The following is an 18,147-nucleotide window of genomic DNA, read 5'->3' as shown; positions in this document are numbered from 1 at the left end:
TGTTTTAAATTTTTTTTAAAATACCTTTTTTTCTGGAGAAAAGCAAGTTTTATTTTTATGAAAGGGGCCGGATATTCAAAAATTGGGGATTGAGGATTGAAAACCCGCTGTTTTTAGAGGAGTGGCGCCAGGAACTCCGCCAGTTCCCGGTTGAGTCCGCTATTGAGCGCATCCGCTTCTTGCACGGTGTGGTGCTCGTCGCCTGCAAAGTCGCGGGCGCGTTCCCCGCAGATGTCTACGCCGATGATTTTGTGGCTTGTGGCGAGACCGGCGATGATTTCTTTGAGTGCTGCTACGTCCAGCGAACCCTGATCCCAGTTGGTGGCCGCGTAGGCGGGGGAGAGGGCGTCCTTGTCGATGGAGATGTAGATTCGGCCTTCTGTCATCCCCGACTTGGTCGGGGATCTTAAAGATTCTCGCATTCGCGAGAATGACGTGGGTGTTCGCGAGAATGACGAGGGTGTGCGCGAGAATGACGTGGGTGAACCGGTTTCGCGTATTTCGCTTTCTTTGATGAAAGTTACTTTGTCTAAAGTACTGGTATCGCCCGCCTGCGAAAGTTCTTCGCGGATTTCGTCTACGAGGTGGTCAGCGACCCCGATAATGACAACGTTGCCTATGAACTTGTTTTCTTCCAAAACCTTCTTGACCCAGCCGCCGCAACTGAGGATGTTCCCGAATCGCGGCTCCTGCATGTCGGGATGGTGGTCAAAAACGACAAGCGAAAACGGTTCCTGGACCATGTCCGTCCAGATTTTGCTCATGTAGTGGTAATTGCCGTTGTCGAAGAAGTGGATGCCGCCTGCGTCCTTAATGCCCGCGGCAGCAATGCGCCTGCAGATGGCTTCGACGGCCTCGTCGTCGCAGTAGCAGTCCGTGCCCGGAATATCGGCGCAGTCTATGTAGAGGATTTTTGCGTTCGAAGTTGCGGAAACTAGACGCGAATTTCCTTTCAGACCTTGCATAAAGGGCTGAAAACTGTAAACACCCGTGAAATCGAGAATTGTCGTTTGCACATAGGAAAAATAAAAATATATATTGGAATCATGAAAGTCAAAAGCCTTCCTTTGTCGCTGATTCTTGGTCTTGGATTTGTTTTCCTGGGCTTGCAGCAGTCTTTTGCGCAATCTTCGACAATCCGCTATACGAATGTGGCCAGCGCACCCAAGGCGATGGGGAATGATACCCTTTCGGCCAATGAACGCGAAGCTGTGCAGCTGATTGCCAAGGGAAACGCTTACCACGACAATAGGATGTTCCGTGAGGCCATCAAGTGCTACAAGCAGGCCGATTCGCTCTCCCCGAAAAATGCGACGGTCAACTACGAACTGGGCTATTCTTACATGATGCTTAGACAGCTTGACAGTGCCGCCTTGTATGCAAAACGCTCCATTGAGATAGAACCGGCCGAGCTGGCGTTTTCGCTTGTTGGCGACATCTACGATTTTGAGGAAAAAATCGATTCTGCATTGAAGTATTATGATCTCGGCCTGTCATTTTATCCGAAATCCTACCACCTTCTGTACAACAAGGGAGTTGCGCTCTTTTTCCATAAGCGCGAGGATGAGGCCTACGAGGTGGCGAAACTTGCCGTAAAGTCGACACGCCAGCACGAAGGTTCCTATTTCCTGCTCGCGCAGATTTCGGCGAATAGGAGGATGTGGATTGATTTCTTTGTGAATGGTGTTTATGCGAATTTTGTAGGGGATACAAGGGATCGTGCTGCTTATGTGAGAAAGTATTTTGCAAAGTTGATGCTTATCTTTAAGGAAGTGCTGGAACGTTTCGAGGACCACCCGCTGCTCGATATCCACAGGGAATGGGCCAGGTCTACGGTGTATCGTTTTGCCGAGAGCGAATCGAAATTCGAAAAGTTGAACTTTGACCGCCTGGATTCACTGGATGGCAGCGAAAATGACTTTGAAACTCTGGTAGCGCTGGGAACATTCGCGATGCGTGAGTCCGTGATGCTGCCTTACGAATTTGACTTGAAACCGTTCTATAGACAGATTGTGGATGGTGGCTTCGAGGATGTTTTTATGCGGGTTGTTTTCAGGGGTGTGAACGATATTGCATTTGAAAGCTGGAAGATGATGAACAGGAAACGCTTCGAACAGTTCTACGAAAAGGTTGTGTATCCTTTTTGGGAAGGCGAAGCTAGCCTGAAGGCTCCGGTGCTTATCGATCGCCCGAACTAGGTGAAATTATTCCTATAATCCTTGTCTGGCGCAGTCTTCATGTACTTCTAATCCGATTTGGACGTAAAAGCACCGTCATCGTATCCCGACGAATTTTCTGGAGCAATCGGTTCGGGCTCGGGATCGCCCTTGAGGCAGCGTACATTCCAAGCATAGATTGTACTGTAAGACTCGATTTGCACAGAATCGCTGCTCGTGAAAGACAAGTAATAACCTAGATCATCGTTGTTGATGCGGTTCCCGTAACTGTCGTAACGCCAGTCGGTGAAAGAGGATGAAGTCCATAATTGAGCAGCTTTACCGACGCTATAGACGCCATCTGCTGCATTCAACGATTTCCCGCTCGCCTTGATGCCGAAACAGTACTTGTCGGTGCCGTTTCCGTCTTTGCCTTCTTCATCTTTATCCCAGCCGGAGGTCGCTTTTAAATTCTTTCCGGCCAAGCCGACTCCGCCCGTGTTTTCGCGAAGTTCGTCAATTTCGTCAAAGGTGGGCAGATGCCATCCATCTGGACATGCTTTTTTTGCTCTCCCAAAAGTGTAAAAACGCCCGTAAATGGAACCGTCCTTGTCGAGGCTGTCGTTTGTCCAGCTGCCTTCTACGTCATAGTTCAGGTTCTCGGCCATCCAGACTTGGTTGCCGATCTTGACGGTCTTATAAACCTTGCCGTCGCGCGGGTCGGTAAGCGGTTCGTCGGCATTGGAACAGCTATTGGATTTTACGCTTGAATTGTTTTCTGAACTCGGGGAACTTGAACTGTCTTCGCACGCGGCAAAAAGAACGGCGCATGCAGTCAATGCAAAGAACAACTTTTTCACGATTGAATCACCTTTCTATTTCTAGTAGAATATAGCAATTTGTCTGGAATTTACTTCCCGAAGCGCTTGCAGAAGGAGCATTTTTGGCAGAAGGGGTGGCGCAGTTCGTGCTTTTCGAACCCTTCACGTAAATTGCGGGCGGCTGGTGAGTCTAAAATTTCGGCGAGGCTCTGGTCGGCGATGTTCCCGAGGGTGATTTGCCCGCTGTAGTCGAGGCAGCAGGCGACAACCCGGCCGTCATGGAGAATGGCCGCGTGTGTATCGAGGGCATGGCACGTGCCTGCGGGGTATTTGCTGGCGGTCACTTCGGCGGGCTCACTTTGACCATGCTCAGCACTAGCAGTGACCTTGCTCGTTCCCGGCCATTCGAATCGTGAGTCTTCGTGCAGGTAGAGCCTCCCCGCGATAGGGAAACTCTTGTGCCTGCTGCAGAAATTCCCCGGAGCGACCTGCGTGTTGAACGTCTCGTTTATGCGAGAAATCGCAAACTCGTTCCAGTTTCCGGTGGTTGCGGCACCGATGTTCCAGAGCCGCAGATTGATGTACATGTCGGGCCTTGCGGCCAAGGCCATTTTGCAGAAGTCGAGGACGTCCTGTAGATACCCGTGCGCATCGTCGGGCGGGAGTTCCGCATACGCGTGCGTCGAAAAGTTTACCTGGCGCACGGCGGGGCAGTTCAATATGTGGTGGGCGACTCGCCTGATGGTCGTGCCGTTCGTGGTGAGCGTCGCGGTGAGGCCCGCGGCCTTTATATCCTTGAGAAAGAGTGCAAATCCCGGGTGCAGCGTCGGTTCGCCCAGGACGTGCAGATATACGTTCTCGATGCCTGCTTCTACCGTTCCCGCGATACACTTCTCGAAAAGTGCGCTCGGCATGAACGAGCGCGATGCTCCCGAACCGGCCTCGTGCCCGCAATCACTGCTGGGGCAAAAGCTGCAATGCAAGTTGCAGGCGTTCGTGATTTCGATATAAACGCTATTCATGCTGGTTCTCGGGGAGCAATGTAGAAACTGCATCGGCGTATACGCTGAGCTTGCCTGCTTTCTTGATTCTCTTGAACGTCATTTTGGGAATGCTCGGCTCCAGATAATCCCAGAAACTTTGCACGTGCGCAAGGATCTGGCTGTCGCCCTGGAATGTTTGCCGCGCGTGTTCGAAAATAATCTGGTGTATTTGGAGAAGTTTGTCTGTAAATTCTTTTCCTGTTATGTTCGCTTTCCCTGCTTTGTATTCCGCTGCGAGGCTTGGCTGCGCAAGTAATCCGCGGCCGATCATCACTCCGGCGAGATTCGGGTAGCGGCGTTCCATTTCTTGAATTTGCGAAACGTCTGTGATGTTCCCGTTATATACAAGCGGGTGGCGGCATTCGCTGTAAAATTTCTCAAATGACTTGATATCAATTGCGCCCTTGTATTGCTGTTTGCCGAGGCGCGGGTGGAGCGTAATGTGCGTGAGCGGAGTATCGTTTAAAATCGGGAGGAGTGCGAACGCTTCATCGGGAGATTCCTGTCCGAGCCGCATCTTGACGGAAAACTTTGCGGTTCCCGCTGCGGATAGCCGCGCGATTTCGTTCATGATTTCCTGGACGGTTCGGGTGTCGTTCAGCAGGCCTGCGCCACGGTGACGGTTGACTTGCATGGGGAATGGACAGCCCATGTTGAAGTCGATTTCGGTGAAGCCTTTTTGCAGGATGGCGTCGGCGAGAACCTTGAATTCTTCGACGCTATTCGCGATGACCTGCGGAATGACCCGTGGAGAACCCGGCACGCCTGCTGGGGTTTCGAGGTCGCGCAGGTCCCTTTCGCGCGGGTGCCCGTTTTCAATCCGCAAGAACGGAGCGTAATATGCTTCGATGCCGCCAAAGATTTTTGCATGGGCTGCCCGATAGATGCCCGTCGTGTAACCTTGTAGCGGAGCGAATAGGACCTTCAGCATGTTGCAGTTCTTGCAGGATCTAGTGAGGGCGTGGTGCTACGGCGTCTTCGTTATTTCCCGAGCGCTTTTTTCAGGGCTCGGATGGCGTTTCCGCGGTGGCTGATGGCCTTCTTCTCTTCAAGCTCCATCTGCGCGAAGGTGCGGGTTTCTCCGTCGGGGACGAATAACGGGTCGTAGCCGAATCCCATGTCGCCTACGGGAGCATAGTTGATGCTGCCGCGGCATTCGCCTTCGAAAATCTGCGGCTCGCTCACGACGAATTCGCCGTCGGCGTTGCGCGTGATTGTCTGGTAGGCGAGTGCGCAGAAGTAGCGCGCCTTGCGGTCGGTTATTCCCGCGAGGTTCTTGAGGAGAAGCGTGTTGTTGCTTTCGTCTGCGCCGTGGATGCCGCTGTAGCGTGCGCTGTAGATTCCGGGGGCTCCAGCGAGCGAGAAGACTTCGAGTCCCGAGTCATCGGCGAGGACGGTTGCCTCGATGCCGCGTTTGGCAAGCCAGCGGGCCGTGGTGCTTGACTTGATGATGGCGTTTTCGGCGAATGAATTGCCGTTCTCGACAATTTCTTCGTCGAAGCCGATGTCTTTCAGCGTCTTGAATTCGTAGTGGTCGGTGCCTAAAATATGCGCGAAATCCCGGATTTTCCCGGCGCTTGCGGTTGCGATTACAAATAGGTTTTTCATGGTGCCCTTTTTTGCGGAACAAATCTAGAAAATATGCGGTGCGGCGGGCTTTGGACCACATGTGCTTTTTGTATATTCGGTAGCGTATGAATATTATCCCGTTTACTTGCAGGCGCATGGGGCTTGCTGCCGCATCTCTTTGCGTTTCGCTGGGCCTTTGCTCCTGTGCTTCCGGGACGCCGGATCCTGCCACGGATGTTTCGACTGCGTCTCCCGAAAAGCAACTTTCTGCGTCCAGGGCGCTTCCGCCCGCTCCTTCGACTCCGGTGACGGTGTTCGAATTACATGTCGAATTCAGGGACAAGCAGGTGCGTGTAATCGACAAGCCGACGCTCGCCGCACTTGATTTTGCCGCCTATTACGACAATCCCATCCGCCTTGCAGGCAAGGACGAAAAGCCGGAGAATTACAAGGGGGTGATGGCTAGCGCGAAGCTTGCCGAATATCCGTTCCCGATGCTCGATTCGCTTTCGGAATATGAGCCCTCCGTTGTGGCTGGCAGGCAACCATTGGCGTGGGAACCGCTTTCCAAGATTCTCTATGCGCAGACGGGCGATGATTCTCTTGCCCGGGTGCTCAGTGCCGTGGAGGCCGTCAAGTGGAGCGAACCCGATGTCTTCAGGGCGTTCCAGACGGTAGGCAGATTCTGGGGCGTGCCGATGAGCGACGGTTCCGTCGAGTGGTGGGCAGAAATCTTGCCGGCCACCTGGACGGGCCGTACCGTGTTTTTTGCGAAGTTGAAGTTCGCATCGCACGGTGAGACTGCCGAGGTGCTCAACCATTACATTACGGCAGAGTTGACGCTCGAAGATGCGATGAACTGGGCTCGGACGCTGTCTTCTTACTGGTATCCGACGCTCAATACAGACCTAGAACCCCATACGCCGGGAGGCTTCTGGCCCGAAGGCGCCAAGACGCAGCCCTTTGCCGTGATGCGCGGGAACCCGATGGGGAAACCCATGTGGGTCGCGTTCGATGTTCCTGCATTCCGCCTGTCCGAAGAACAGATTCGCGCACAGGCTGTTGCCGATTCGCTTGCTGCGGCGGGCGAGGTGGTGCCGGTGAACCGCGCACTCGACACGACCTCCGATGCGCGCCTGCAGACGCTTGCCTCGCTGGAAGGCTCTTGCCCCGCGAATGCGGAAACCGCGAAGTTCCGCGCTACGCTCGAGAATACGCTTGCGAAACTCCCGAAGGAGCAGAACGCCTGGGCGACAGCGGGAGCGACACCCGCGGAAAGCTTCCTCTGGTTCCGCCGCAATGCAAACTACCTGCTTGCAGACAAGATAACCGGGCAGGATAGCCTGCACAACCCGCTCCCGCGCCTGCTGGAACTTAAACACTACCTGGATTCCATCGGGGTGCAACTGCTCGTGGTTCCCGTTCCCGTGAAGGAAGAAATTTACGCCGAGCGCCTTGTGGCAGGGACGCCTGCCGATCTCTGCGTGAACCCCGCGGGCCGCGAATTTACCCGCGAGATGCTTGCCGCCGGGCTTGACGTACTCGATATCTACCCGGCGCTCATGGCGGCCAAGGCGGGCGACGAACCCCCGCACTTTAGCTACCAGCGCTACGATACGCACTGGTCGCTCCCCGGCATGCTTGCCGCCATGGAACAGCTTGCCGCCCGCGTGACGCAGTACAGCTGGTACGGCGATGCCGGAGCGAAGCCGGGTTCGCTCAACATGCAGGAGACGACGACAATGCGCGAGGGCGACCTGGTGGCGCACCTGCCCGATGCGGAGAAGGCGAAGTACACTGCAGATACGTTGCCCGCGATGAAAATCTTCAAGGGTACAGAACCTTACAAGGGCGGCAAGAATGCGCCGATTCTCTTGATGGGCGATTCATTCACGGGTGTGTTTGAGTCTGTGGACCAGAAGAGCGGCGGGCCGGGATCGCTCCTTGCCTATGCGACAGGGCTCGACGTGCAGGTGCTCACCAGCTGGGGCGGAGGCCCGGGCGTTTACCACCGCATGATGAAGATGAAGAAGGATATGCAGAGCAAGCGGCTCGTGATATACATGATGACGGCCCGCGATTTTTGGCAGTCCCCGATGGAATGGGATGCCCTGAGATAAGATGCTTGCCCGCCTCTCCGCAATGTTCTCGCGAGTATTCTGGCCGCTGCTGCTGATTTTGCTGGCGGTTTCGCTCACGCTTGTGCTGTGGACAGGGCGTCCTGAAAACGTGCGGTACGCTGAAATGGCCTGTACCTTCGAGAACCGCGCTCCCGCCTGCATAGATTCTGTAGATGCCTGGCGCGAAGGTCTTGTCTTCTACGATAGTAGTTTGTCTGCAACGCGCGATACGCTCGCCTCTTTGAAATCGCTCCTGTGGGAATTCTGGAAAATCGAATTTGCGGGGGAGGGCGAGGCGTCCATAGCCCACGATGCGATTCTACCGCTGCGGGTGCTTGAAACCCGGAAATCGGGCTGCATGGGGCTTGCGTGGCTTGCGATGATGGTCGCCGAAGCCCGCGGAATTCCGCTTGATGTTATTCTCTTGCCGGGGCATGTGTATTTGCGGTACGGCAAGGATGACGGCCGCGCACAGGTGGGATTTGCGCCAAGGACGGTGAACCTCGAACCAAACCGTCTCGGCTATACCTACACCAATGAGGAATATCGCGAAAAGTACAAGGCGGGTCGCTGGACCGGCCTAGAATTCAAACCGCTTACTCCGGCACAGTTTGCGGGCCTTGCCGCATTCGACTTGGGCAATTTGTACCTGCAAACGGAACCTCCCCGCGCGCTTCGCTGGTACAGGCTTGCAGACGACCTTTTTCCCGAATATCCAGGCATCGATGCAAACAGGGAAATTGCTAAAAGCCGTCTGCCCGATCGATAGCAGCCTTGTGAGCTAGGCAAAATTTCTATCTTTGCCGCCGATGCGATTGTTCCTTTACCTGTCGATGCTGGTTTTGTTTTGCGCCTGCTCTAATTCAGAAATGGCAATGCCGGAATATACTTCCGAAGATGATGAAAGTGTCGCTTTCTCAAAAATGATTTCGGTTTCGGCGGCGGGAGAAGAGGTTACCTTGGGTACCAATTCCAACAACGCCCGCACCAACGAACGCCCTGCGATGCAGGTAAAGTTCAGCTATGATTTTTCAATGTCGCGCAGCGAAGTGACATGCGGCGAATTCAACCGTCTGATGAAAAAGTCCTTTGGCTTGTCTCTGAATTGTCACGGCTATTATCCGGCGACAGACGTGACCTATTACGATGCAGTCCTGTTTGCCAATGAACGTAGCAAGAGGGAGGGGCGCGATACCGCCTATTCCTATAGCAAGGCTACGTTCGACAAGAATCATCACTGCACGAATCTGGAAGGATTCTTTTTCTCGACCGAAAGCGAAGGCTATCGTTTGCCGACGGAAGCGGAATGGCTTCTTGTGGCGGGTCGCAACTGGTCTTTTGACAAGGGATGGACGGCAGAAAATTCGAAACTTAAAATCCAGACGGTGTGCGGCAAGGCTAAAAAGGATGAATTTTGCGATTTGCTCGGGAATGTGATAGAATGGGTGAACGACTGGTTCGGTAATTTGAAGGATACGACCCTTTTGAACTATGTCGGGGCTCCTGACGGCGGCGCGTTGGGCCAGCGTGTCATAAAAGGAGGCTGCTACCGTAACGCAAATTCTTTCATTACTCTCTATAATCGCGGTGACATCTATACGGTCGTTTCTTCGACCCGTGCCGAATATGTCGGATTCCGTTTGGCAAAAGGGGCAATTCCCGAACCGACCTGGATGGGAGGCGATGGCAAGGCGGCTACGAGCCGTGTTGTTCCTTTGGCGAGTTCCAGTGCGCTGCATTCCTTGACGGGAACCCACAAGATGAAACTTGCGTTCAGGAACGATATCACGGGCAACTTGGCGTATATCGATTATTCCAGCGGCGTTCCGTCCGTGATAGAAATCGAGGATACGCTGGATGTCTACCATCCGGAAATTTCCCCCGATGGAAACCGCGTGGCCTTCTGCTCCCGGATTGAGGGCGTCTCGGGAAAGTCCGCCCTTTATGTGCGCGATTTGAACGCGGAGGGGACCAACCTTGTAAAGCTCGAAGTGGAATCGGCCGTAATTCCGCGCTGGCAGGTGCTTGAAAACGGAACTACGATTATAATCTACGTGACGGATGCGGGCAACAATAAGGACGAGACAAGCTTCAAGGAGACTTCTACCTGGCAGGTGAAGTTTGCAAACGGCAAGTTCGGCAAGCCGACCAAAATTTTGGATGGTGCATACCATGGCGGAATCAGTGAAGACAAGTCGCTTGCTGTAACGGGAGCGCGTCTCTTGAGGGCTCGCGTCGCGAAACCGGGTTCGACGGTGTTCAAGGAGGCAAGCGACCTTGTATGGTACGACAGCGCACAGGCATGCAATGTCTCTCTTTCTAAAGACAGGAGCAAGCGGACCCTGTTCCTTGATTTTGGAGCGGGCCCGGGACGTAAATTTGTCGGTGAAAGTTACGGAATGCATGAACGCCTGTTTGTGGCGGATAGTACCGGCAAGCTAATTCAGTCAGTCGCTGCGCCTGCGGGATATTCCTTCGACCATACCGAATGGGGGCAGGGAGGGGAAAATCTGGTGGTCGCTTCGCTTTCCAATTTGGATGGGGCGCACAAGAAGATTGTCCTTGTCGATATGTCCGATTCGAGCGTAGTCGAGCTTGTCGAAGGGGATGAACTGTGGCATCCGAGTTTCTGGGTGAAAGGGAAATCGGACGCTGATCGGGATGTGCTGCTTGATTTGGACAGCGCGGGCATGTATTTCGACTACAATCCCGCCAACCTGCTCCAGGGCTCTTCTGTGGAATTGGCCATGAGGATGCAGATGTTCTGGAAAAACTACCGGAACATTGAGTGCGTTACCCTGGGCAGTTCCATGTTGCTCGACGCCGTAATCGATACTTCGATAACCGCCTTTAAGACATTGAATATGGGCGTGACGCTCGCCGATCTGTTCCTGTTCAAGTATATTGCGTCGAGATACATTCTGCGCTATGCGGAAAAAATCAAGGTCCTTGTCGTAGAACTTTCCCCGGGGTTCCTGTTCCGGCAGGAAAACGACTATTTCTACTACGTGCGCCTGTTCTCGCCGGGACTTATTTACGACGAGCATCATTTGAGCCATGAAACCAAGGATGTTGTAGCCGCCTTGAGCCAGGAGTATTCTTACCCGAGATCCCTTTTCGCCCAGAACTACATGGATGATTCCTTCCTGTTACCTTCGGTTTCTTGGGGCGATACCTATGTCGACGCCGATGTTTCCAAGATGCCGTATAGCAGTGTAAAATTGAGAAGAAACCGGGAAATGCTGGATTCCCTGCGGACGGAGACGGAACGGCGTGGCGTCAAGCTGATTTTGGCCATCACTCCCCAGAATCCGGATTTCGCAAAGACGGAATCCTTCGGATCGTTCGGCCCCAAAATGGAAGTCGCGAAAAAGATTGTCAGTGCACTCGAGAAATCGGGCTACTATATTTTTGACGAGAACAAGTTTGGAGAACATGATTACACATCCGAAATGGCTTACAACAGCAACCACCTGAGCTATCTGGGGGCGCGCCAGTTTACAGCCCGACTCGATTCCCTATTGAAGACGTTGAGGTGAGTGATGCTGTATAAAGCGCTGCTTTTGCTGCTCTCCCTGTTCTTTTTCTCCTGCTCCAACTCCGTTGGCGGGGATTCGGGTCGTCCTTCGACGAAGGAGTTCGAAAAGGATTCCCTTGCCGGCATGATCCGTGTCCATACGGGCGAATCGTTGGTGGCTCTCGGGACGAACAAGACTTCGGCAAATATCAACGAACGCCCGGAAATGATGGTGGGGTTCGAATATGACTTCTCGATGTCCCGGAGCGAAGTGACGTGCGGAGAGTTCAACGGGCTGATGGAATCTGCGACGGGCCTTTCGCTGGATTGCGAAGATGGCGCTCTCCCGGCAACGAATGTTTCCTATTACGATGCCGTCCTGTTCGCCAATGAGCGCAGCAAGGCGGAAGGTTTCGATACGGTTTACAGCTATAGCATGGCCTCGTTTGACGAACAGCGCCATTGCGTGAAAATGGAAGGGTTCTCGGATCATGCCGATATTTTGGGCTACCGTTTGCCTACGGAGGCGGAATGGGTCTTTGTGGCGTCCCGCAACAGCAATGTGGAAAAGGCGTGGACTGCAGGTAATTCCGGTTACAAGCTGCATCCGGTTTGTGAAAAGGCCGCTGCGAATGAATTTTGCGACATGTTCGGTAACGCCATGGAATGGGTGAACGACTGGTTTGGAATCTTCCGCGATACGACTATTTTGAATTATGCCGGAGCTCCAGATGGGGGCGCCCTGGGACAGCGCGTCTTGAAAGGCGGAAGCTACCGCAACGACGCTTCCTCCATTTCTCTTTACGGCCGCGGAGATGTCTACACGGTCGTCTCGTCTACCCGTGCCGAATATGTCGGGTTCCGCCTGGCGTTTGGCATCATTGTCAACCCTGTGTGGATGGGCGGAGACGGAATGGCGAATTCGAGTCGGATTGCCCCGATGGCAAGTTCTTCGTTTTTGCAGTCGCGGACGGGAACCCGCAAGATGAAACTCGCCTTCCGGAACGACGTTTCGGGCAACATTGCTTTTATCGATTACACCAGCGGCAGCTTATCGGTGGTGGAGATTGCGGATACGATAGGAGCGTATCATCCCGAAATTTCGCCTGATGGGAAAAGGGTGGCTTTCTGCACGGGCCTTGAGGGTGTGGCGGGCAAGTCGTCCCTGTATGTGCGCGACTTGAATGCGAATGGCTCGAATCTCGTGAAACTCAATGTGGAATCTGCCGCCATTCCGCGCTGGCGCGTGCTCGAAAACGGCGATACGGTAATCGTTTACGTGACCGACGCGGGCAACAACAAGGATGCCTCCGCATTCAAGGCGGCTTCGACTTGGCAGGTGAAATTTGCGGGCGGCAAGTTCGGAACGCCCGAGAAACTGTTCGACGGCGCCTACCACGGCGGCATCAGCGAAGACAATTCTATTGCGGTTTCGGGTGCAAGGCTTTTGCGCGCCCATGTGGCGGATTCCGGCTCGACGCTGATGGCGCATGCCCGCGATACCGTCTGGTACGATAGCGCGCAGGCGTGTAACGCGTCGCTTGCGAGGGATGGTTCTAAGCGCACTTTGTTCCTTGATTTCGGAAAGGGACCGGGAGTCGACTTTGTCGGAAAAAAATACGGCATGCACGAACGTCTGCTTGTCTCCGACAGCACGGGCAAACTGCTGCAGGCTGTAGCAGCCCCTGCGGGTTATTCGTTCGACCATAGCGAATGGTCTTTGGGCGGGGGAAATTTCGCCGTTGTGACTCTTTCCAATCTGGAGGGGGCCCATTCGAAGATTGCCCTTGTGTATCTGAAAGACGAAAGTGTCGTGGAAATCGCCGAAGGCGATGAACTTTGGCATCCGAATTTTTGGGTGGACGCCAAGGCTTCTGCACGGCCGAATCTGACGCTGAATGCCGATAGCGCTGGAGTGTATTACGATGAAGGCGTGTGGTACAACGCGTTGGAACTTCGCGTGAAAATGGAGAGGTTCTGGTATCGTCGCGAGGAGGTGACCGTTGTAGGCCTTGGAAGTTCGAGGATGATGTTCGGCATGTACGAGAAGAATGTGAAATCGGAAAACTTCTTGAACATGGCCTATTCCGCAGGCGACATGAGGGGCATGCACTACCTCTTCAAGAATTACATATTGCAGCACGTTCCCAACCTCAAGACGCTGGTGATTGAAATGTCTCCGGACCTGTTGTGGTACGACCGGTCGACATCATGGGGCCCGATTATAGACGGCGTTCCGGGTTTCAAGTATGACGAGGATCATTCTTTCTGGAAAGACGGCGTGCCGGAAGGGTTCCTGAGCCTGGTCTCGGAGTGCCCCAAGCCAGAATCCGTATTGCAGCATCCCTACAACTTGGAAGACTTCCTGTTGCCGACCATGGGGTGGTACGGTATAGACGTATTCCGCGATACGACGGCCCTTTCGACTTTGGATGAAAACTACAAATACGATTTTTCGCTGTTTGAAGAAATTATCAAGATGGCGCGGGAGAGAAATTTGAACATTATATGCTTTATCGCGCCACAAAATCCTGGCTATAGGGAAACGGGCTCGTATGGTGTCTATGGCCCCAAGCGTTCCATCGCGGATTCCATTTTGAGCCGTGTAAAAGGGATGGGGCTCATCTGGATGGACGAAAATAAAATGGGGGACCACGACTATACGGAAAATATGGCCTATAACATGGACCACCTGAGCGCAGAGGGGGCGATGCAGCTTACGGCCCGCCTCGATTCCATTCTGGAAACGCTCAAATAATCGGAAAAACGCTACAAAGTGTATCGTGTCATCCTTTTTTCCGTGACGGGTCGCACTTTGTCCACACGCGTAGCTTTTAATTAGTTTTGGATTTGTCGATATTAAGTTATTTTTTAGAGAGTAGTTAATGCCCTGTGGGCACAAGGAGTGTTTATGAATTGTTTGGTAAAAATGGGCCTCGCGGGCCTTATGGCTTTTGGACTTTCGCAGGCGGCGGTAAACTTCCCGTTCCCGCAAATGTCCGATTACGGTGGAAACGCGACTCTCCTGAGCGACAAGGCTGCCGCCTCGGAACAGCTGAAACAGCAGTTCGCTGCCTGGATGAGGGACATGTACAACGAACAGGGCGATATCGCCGGTGTGCGTTCTGATCCTGGGTCCAACCAGTATTTTTCGGAAGGTGTCGGCTACGGCATGCTCCTGATGGTCTATTTCAGTGACAATACAACGAGTTACCAGAGCCAGTTCGACAAGATTTGGAATTTCTACAAGAAGTTTCAGAACGAAAACGGACTCATGATTTGGAAAATCGGTAATCTTTCGGAATCGTGGGATGCGGGCAACGGTGCCGCTCTGGATGGCGATATCGATGCCGCAGCAGCCTTGGTGATGGCATACTACCAGTTTGGCGACGAGAAGTACAAGGAAGACGCCAAGAAACTGATTCAGGCCATGAAAAAGTCCGAATTCGAAAGCAACGGTTTGCATATGCCTGGTGACAAGTGGGGCGATGCCGCTTTAAACCGCAAGAACCCGGGTTACTTCGACCCGGCCTACATGCCGCTTTTCGCTGCCATCGATACGGAAAACTCCGAGTTCTGGAGCAAGACCGCCTACGACGCCAACATGAAGCTTTACGAGTCGAGCTCTAACGAAGTCAAGACGGGCTTGGTGGATGACTGGACCGATAAGAACGGCAAGAGCGAGGATGACTACTACAGCTACGACGCCTCGCGCGCCCCGTGGCGTAACGCTAAGGCCGTTTGCTGGCATGGCGATCAGCGTGCGCTCGCCATCGACAAGAAGATGGCGGAGTTCGTGTCGACTGTTCCTGTATCGAACATGAAGGGGCCTGTACTTCGTTCTTCCGGCAGTCTCGGCAACGATCACAACAGTACGTTCGTGACTTCCCTGATGACCTCTCTCATCTCGGATGCCAAGTACCAGTCCAAGCTTGATGAATACTGGAAGGAGGCAGTGGCGCTCGGTGACGAGAATTACTTTAACCAGTCGCTCAAGCTCTTGAACGGGCTCTTGGTTTCGGGCAACATGCCGAACCTCATGACGGCGGGCTCGAATCCGCCGCCGCAGAGTTCCAGTAGCGCAGTCGTGCCCGGAAGTTCCAGCAGTGTGCCGGATTTGAGTTCCAGTTCCGATGGAAGTGTCGCTATCCAAGCGGCTCGCTTGCCGGCCGCGGTGGGTATCTCCCAGCTGGGCCGCACCCTGCATGTGAACGCAGTGGGACACGTGCGCATGGACGTGTTCGGCGTGACGGGAACCGCGGTCAAGACTCTCTGGAATGGGAATGTTTCTGGCGGCATGGCGGTGAGCCTCGAGGGGATTCCTGCGGGTGTCTATGTGCTCCGCGTCCAGACTGCGGGAGGCACGCAGTTGAAAAAAATACGCCTGGAGTAGAACCCGGCTTGTGAATTCTATCGATTCCAAAGACAAAAACGCGCTTGCCGGATAGGCGGGCGCTTTTTTTTCGTATTTTTAGGGCATGAAAAAGTTTGTGAAGATTTGCGCTTGTGCGGCATTTGCCGTGACTTCTGTTTTTGCCCAGCAGGGAGCTCCGACGGGTGCCGCTGTTGATCCGACTGCCGACGAGCAGAAGGCACTTTCTGCCCTCAAGGGCAAGCTCGAAGGGGCCATTGTCTGGGCGACGAGTCGCGCGAATTCGCATCATGATATCTGGATTATGAATGCCGACGGCAGCAATGCCCGTGCGCTTACGAGTGGCGACAACGTGGACTGGTTCCCGCGAATCTCTCCGGATGGTTCGACGGTGCTTTTTAATCGCAGCAAGGGCGGCTGGGTTCCTGAAAACGACGCGAACTATCCCGAAAAGTGGGACCTGTGGATGGTCGATATCTCGGGCGAGAACGCGCGCAAGGTGGTGGACAACGCCACATGGGGCACCTGGAGACCCGACGGCAAGTCGATTGTATTTAGCCGCGCAGGGAAGGTGTTTACGATGGACCTCGCGAGCAAGGCCGAAACGCTCGTGCTCGATGGCGAAAAGGCCTTCAACAAGTCCGGCGTGATTCTGCAGGAACCGAACATGAGCCCCGACGGCAAGCATTTGGCGATTACGCTCCGCGGCTCCATGCGCGAGACGGGCGTGTGGGACCTCTCGAAGAATGTCTGGACCAAGTCCGGCGACGGTTGCCAGATTGACTGGAACTTCGACGGCTCCAAGCTCTACCGTGTGAACCCCACGGGTAATGGCGGTACTGCAGCCCCGAGCGAAATCCTGTGGTTTTCTGCCAAGGACGGCAAGCAGATTGAGAAGGTCGGCTTCTTCGGCATCCCGAAGAACGTGAAGCTGATGGACCTGCCGGGCCGTCGCAGTCATGAATACTTCCCACGCCTCTCGCCCGATGGCAAGTGGCTTGTGTGGGGTGCGACCGACAAGGGCCACGACCACGACCTGTTCGACTACGAGCTCTACATCTGGAAGATTGGCGAACCGGTAGAGACGGCGACCCGCATTACCTATCACAGCGGCAACGACCGCTGGCCGGATATCTGGCTCGGCAAGGTCCCGGTGAACGCTTCGGCAGGCTCAGCGACTGGAGCGACAAAGGCTGTTGAGACTGCGGCCCAGGCTGCGGTCGGTGCCGCCGTTGCCGGTGGTGTAAGCGATGCCAAGATGGACGAACTCATCCAGGCAATCGACCGCCTGACCGAAGCGGTGAAGGCTCTTTCTGCCGAAAAGAAAGAGTAGCTATTTGACCATCTGAAAAACCTTCTCGTCCTTGCGGCTCATGCCGTAACGGGTGCGGAGGATTTCTTCTTTGTAGAGGGAGTCGTTCTGGAGTCTCTCGATGATGAGCTTGCGCTCTTCGATGACGGTGTTGAGCGAATCGATTTGCTTTTGCTTTAATTCGATTTGTTGAATCAGCATCTGCTGCTCGAAAATGTTCCCCTTGCTGAACAGGAGCTGGGATACAACGATAGCGATAAAGAAAATGACGACCACAATGGCGATGTAGATTTTCTTGTGCATTATGCCGATCCGTTGAAGTGGAACATGAAGTTGTCTTCGGTGTGGGCGAGACCCGCAATTTCGAGCTCTGTCAATATAGCTAAAAGTTCGCCGATATTAAAGCCCGATTCTGCCTGGAGCTCGGGAAATGTTTTGCGGTAGCCGTTGACTTTTGCAAAAAGTGCTTTCGCGTTTTTTCCGAGCGTGCAGCCCGCGCTTTCGAAGGCCGTGATGCTCTGACCTCCTCGCCGGGGGAGTCCGAGAACCGAAACCAGACTTTCGGGCCGAAAGACTGGTTTCGCAAGCTCCCGGTCGAGTAGGTCGTTCGTGCCCCCGGCCACTTCGCTGTCGAAGTCGCCGGGGATGGCGTAGAGCGGCTTTCCCTCCTTGCGGGTGAATTCGGCGGTGATGAGCGCTCCGCCCTTCGCCTTGCTCTGCACGATGACAGTCGCTCGCGACATGCCGCTGATGATGCGGTTCCTTGCCGGGAAATTCCCCTTGTAGGCAGGCATGTCGGGTTCGAATTCCGAGACGATGGCGCCGCCGTGTTCGAGGATGCGCCTTGCAAGGTTTCCGCGGCTGCCTTCGATTTTGGTGCCGAGCCCCTGCGCGAGCACGGCGATTGTCGGGATTCCCGCATCGAGCGCGGCTTCGTGACACAGACTGTCGATTCCCTGCGCGAGTCCCGAGACGACGATGGCTTGTGTCCCGCATAGTGCGCCCACGAGCCTCCGGCAGAGTTCCTGGGCGCTGTTTCCCGGCCTTCGCGTGCCGACCATCGCGATTCCCACGGGGAGGTTTGCGTTGCGAGCTTTCGCGCTGTCGAGGGCGTGAACTGGCGGCGGGAGCGTCCCCATGGCATAGAGCTGTTTTGGCTTGTAGATGGATTCCCCGAGCAAGAGCGGATACTCTTCTGGCTTTACGGTGTAGATGTCTTTCATTGCTTCCCTTTGGG

Annotated in this window: 14 protein-coding genes; 7 read left to right on the top strand and 7 right to left on the bottom strand. The window is 54.3% G+C overall.

The genetic code is table 11. From position 1 onward, the window contains the following. Nucleotides 1-113 precede the first annotated feature (113 nt). Nucleotides 114-965 (bottom strand): arginase family protein, encoded by an 852-nt coding sequence (locus tag B4B27_RS05180; protein WP_290724349.1) that lies wholly within the window; start codon nt 963-965, stop codon nt 114-116. Between the two features lie 81 nt (nt 966-1,046). Here B4B27_RS05180 and B4B27_RS05175 point away from each other — a divergent pair, with 81 nt between their 5' ends. Further along, the gene (locus B4B27_RS05175) at nt 1,047-2,198 is read left to right on the top strand and encodes a tetratricopeptide repeat protein (RefSeq protein WP_290724347.1); all 1,152 of its coding nucleotides are present in this window, start codon (nt 1,047-1,049) and stop codon (nt 2,196-2,198) included. Between the two features lie 47 nt (nt 2,199-2,245). Here B4B27_RS05175 and B4B27_RS05170 read toward each other — a convergent pair whose 3' ends face one another. Genes B4B27_RS05170 through rdgB form a run of 4 tightly spaced genes read right to left on the bottom strand, consistent with a single transcriptional unit; the run spans nt 2,246 to nt 5,628 of the window. Continuing rightward, nucleotides 2,246-3,016, bottom strand: a complete 771-nt coding sequence (locus B4B27_RS05170) for an FISUMP domain-containing protein (protein WP_290724345.1) — start codon at nt 3,014-3,016, stop codon at nt 2,246-2,248. 50 nt (nt 3,017-3,066) lie between these two features. Next, nucleotides 3,067-3,999 carry a radical SAM/SPASM domain-containing protein gene (locus B4B27_RS05165; RefSeq protein WP_290724343.1) on the bottom strand — a complete coding sequence of 311 codons (933 nt, stop codon included), beginning with the start codon at nt 3,997-3,999 and terminating at the stop codon, nt 3,067-3,069. After that, entirely contained in the window at nt 3,992-4,951 is a 960-nt protein-coding gene (locus B4B27_RS05160; protein ID WP_290724341.1) for a tRNA-dihydrouridine synthase family protein, read from the bottom strand. The genes B4B27_RS05165 and B4B27_RS05160 overlap by 8 nt, the downstream gene beginning before the upstream one ends. Nucleotides 4,952-5,001: 50 nt before the next feature. Further along, nucleotides 5,002-5,628: an RdgB/HAM1 family non-canonical purine NTP pyrophosphatase gene (rdgB, locus tag B4B27_RS05155; protein WP_290724339.1), complete on the bottom strand. Its 627-nt coding sequence runs from the start codon at nt 5,626-5,628 to the stop codon at nt 5,002-5,004. An 86-nt stretch (nt 5,629-5,714) separates the two neighbouring features. On the opposite strand from rdgB, the gene B4B27_RS05150 reads away from it, so the two are divergent. The 6 genes from B4B27_RS05150 (at nt 5,715) to B4B27_RS05125 (ending at nt 16,931) form a co-directional block, all read left to right on the top strand. Then, complete coding sequence (locus B4B27_RS05150; protein ID WP_290724337.1) at nt 5,715-7,709, top strand: alginate O-acetyltransferase AlgX-related protein; 1,995 nt, start codon at nt 5,715-5,717, stop codon at nt 7,707-7,709. A gap of 1 nt (nt 7,710) precedes the next feature. Further along, a complete protein-coding gene (locus B4B27_RS05145; protein WP_290724335.1) occupies nt 7,711-8,478 on the top strand; it encodes a transglutaminase family protein in 768 nt (255 codons plus the stop codon). A gap of 40 nt (nt 8,479-8,518) precedes the next feature. Continuing rightward, on the top strand, nt 8,519-11,248 hold the full coding sequence (locus B4B27_RS05140; RefSeq protein ID WP_290724332.1) for a TIGR02171 family lipoprotein: 2,730 nt from the start codon (nt 8,519-8,521) through the stop codon (nt 11,246-11,248). Nucleotides 11,249-11,251: 3 nt separating this feature from the next. Continuing rightward, nucleotides 11,252-13,984 (top strand): TIGR02171 family lipoprotein, encoded by a 2,733-nt coding sequence (locus B4B27_RS05135; protein ID WP_290724330.1) that lies wholly within the window; start codon nt 11,252-11,254, stop codon nt 13,982-13,984. A 153-nt stretch (nt 13,985-14,137) separates the two neighbouring features. Continuing rightward, on the top strand, nt 14,138-15,619 hold the full coding sequence (locus B4B27_RS05130) for a glycosyl hydrolase family 8 (RefSeq protein ID WP_290724327.1): 1,482 nt from the start codon (nt 14,138-14,140) through the stop codon (nt 15,617-15,619). Between the two features lie 85 nt (nt 15,620-15,704). Further along, a complete protein-coding gene (locus B4B27_RS05125) occupies nt 15,705-16,931 on the top strand; it encodes a hypothetical protein (RefSeq protein WP_290724324.1) in 1,227 nt (408 codons plus the stop codon). On the opposite strand, the gene B4B27_RS05120 is transcribed toward B4B27_RS05125, so the two are convergent. Next, nucleotides 16,932-17,213: an FtsB family cell division protein gene (locus B4B27_RS05120; RefSeq protein WP_173365959.1), complete on the bottom strand. Its 282-nt coding sequence runs from the start codon at nt 17,211-17,213 to the stop codon at nt 16,932-16,934. Continuing rightward, entirely contained in the window at nt 17,213-18,133 is a 921-nt protein-coding gene (locus B4B27_RS05115; protein WP_290724320.1) for a DNA-processing protein DprA, read from the bottom strand. The genes B4B27_RS05120 and B4B27_RS05115 overlap by 1 nt, the downstream gene beginning before the upstream one ends. Nucleotides 18,134-18,147: the final 14 nt, after the last annotated feature.

This window comes from Fibrobacter sp. UBA2449, from assembly GCF_002342555.1.
GTDB lineage: Bacteria > Fibrobacterota > Fibrobacteria > Fibrobacterales > Fibrobacteraceae > Fibrobacter.
Note: the sequence above shows the minus strand (reverse complement) of the source record. Positions and strands in the feature narration are given on the sequence as shown.

Coding starts and splice junctions, on each gene's coding strand:
- B4B27_RS05145 (WP_290724335.1), top strand. CDS start 7,711: ATGCTTGCCCGCCTCTCCGCAATGTTCTCGCGAGTATTCTGGCCGCTG.
- B4B27_RS05115 (WP_290724320.1), bottom strand. CDS start 18,133: ATGAAAGACATCTACACCGTAAAGCCAGAAGAGTATCCGCTCTTGCTC.
- B4B27_RS05180 (WP_290724349.1), bottom strand. CDS start 965: ATGCAAGGTCTGAAAGGAAATTCGCGTCTAGTTTCCGCAACTTCGAAC.
- B4B27_RS05150 (WP_290724337.1), top strand. CDS start 5,715: ATGAATATTATCCCGTTTACTTGCAGGCGCATGGGGCTTGCTGCCGCA.
- B4B27_RS05160 (WP_290724341.1), bottom strand. CDS start 4,951: ATGCTGAAGGTCCTATTCGCTCCGCTACAAGGTTACACGACGGGCATC.
- B4B27_RS05140 (WP_290724332.1), top strand. CDS start 8,519: ATGCGATTGTTCCTTTACCTGTCGATGCTGGTTTTGTTTTGCGCCTGC.
- B4B27_RS05165 (WP_290724343.1), bottom strand. CDS start 3,999: ATGAATAGCGTTTATATCGAAATCACGAACGCCTGCAACTTGCATTGC.
- B4B27_RS05125 (WP_290724324.1), top strand. CDS start 15,705: ATGAAAAAGTTTGTGAAGATTTGCGCTTGTGCGGCATTTGCCGTGACT.
- B4B27_RS05175 (WP_290724347.1), top strand. CDS start 1,047: ATGAAAGTCAAAAGCCTTCCTTTGTCGCTGATTCTTGGTCTTGGATTT.
- B4B27_RS05120 (WP_173365959.1), bottom strand. CDS start 17,213: ATGCACAAGAAAATCTACATCGCCATTGTGGTCGTCATTTTCTTTATC.
- B4B27_RS05135 (WP_290724330.1), top strand. CDS start 11,252: ATGCTGTATAAAGCGCTGCTTTTGCTGCTCTCCCTGTTCTTTTTCTCC.
- rdgB (WP_290724339.1), bottom strand. CDS start 5,628: ATGAAAAACCTATTTGTAATCGCAACCGCAAGCGCCGGGAAAATCCGG.
- B4B27_RS05130 (WP_290724327.1), top strand. CDS start 14,138: ATGAATTGTTTGGTAAAAATGGGCCTCGCGGGCCTTATGGCTTTTGGA.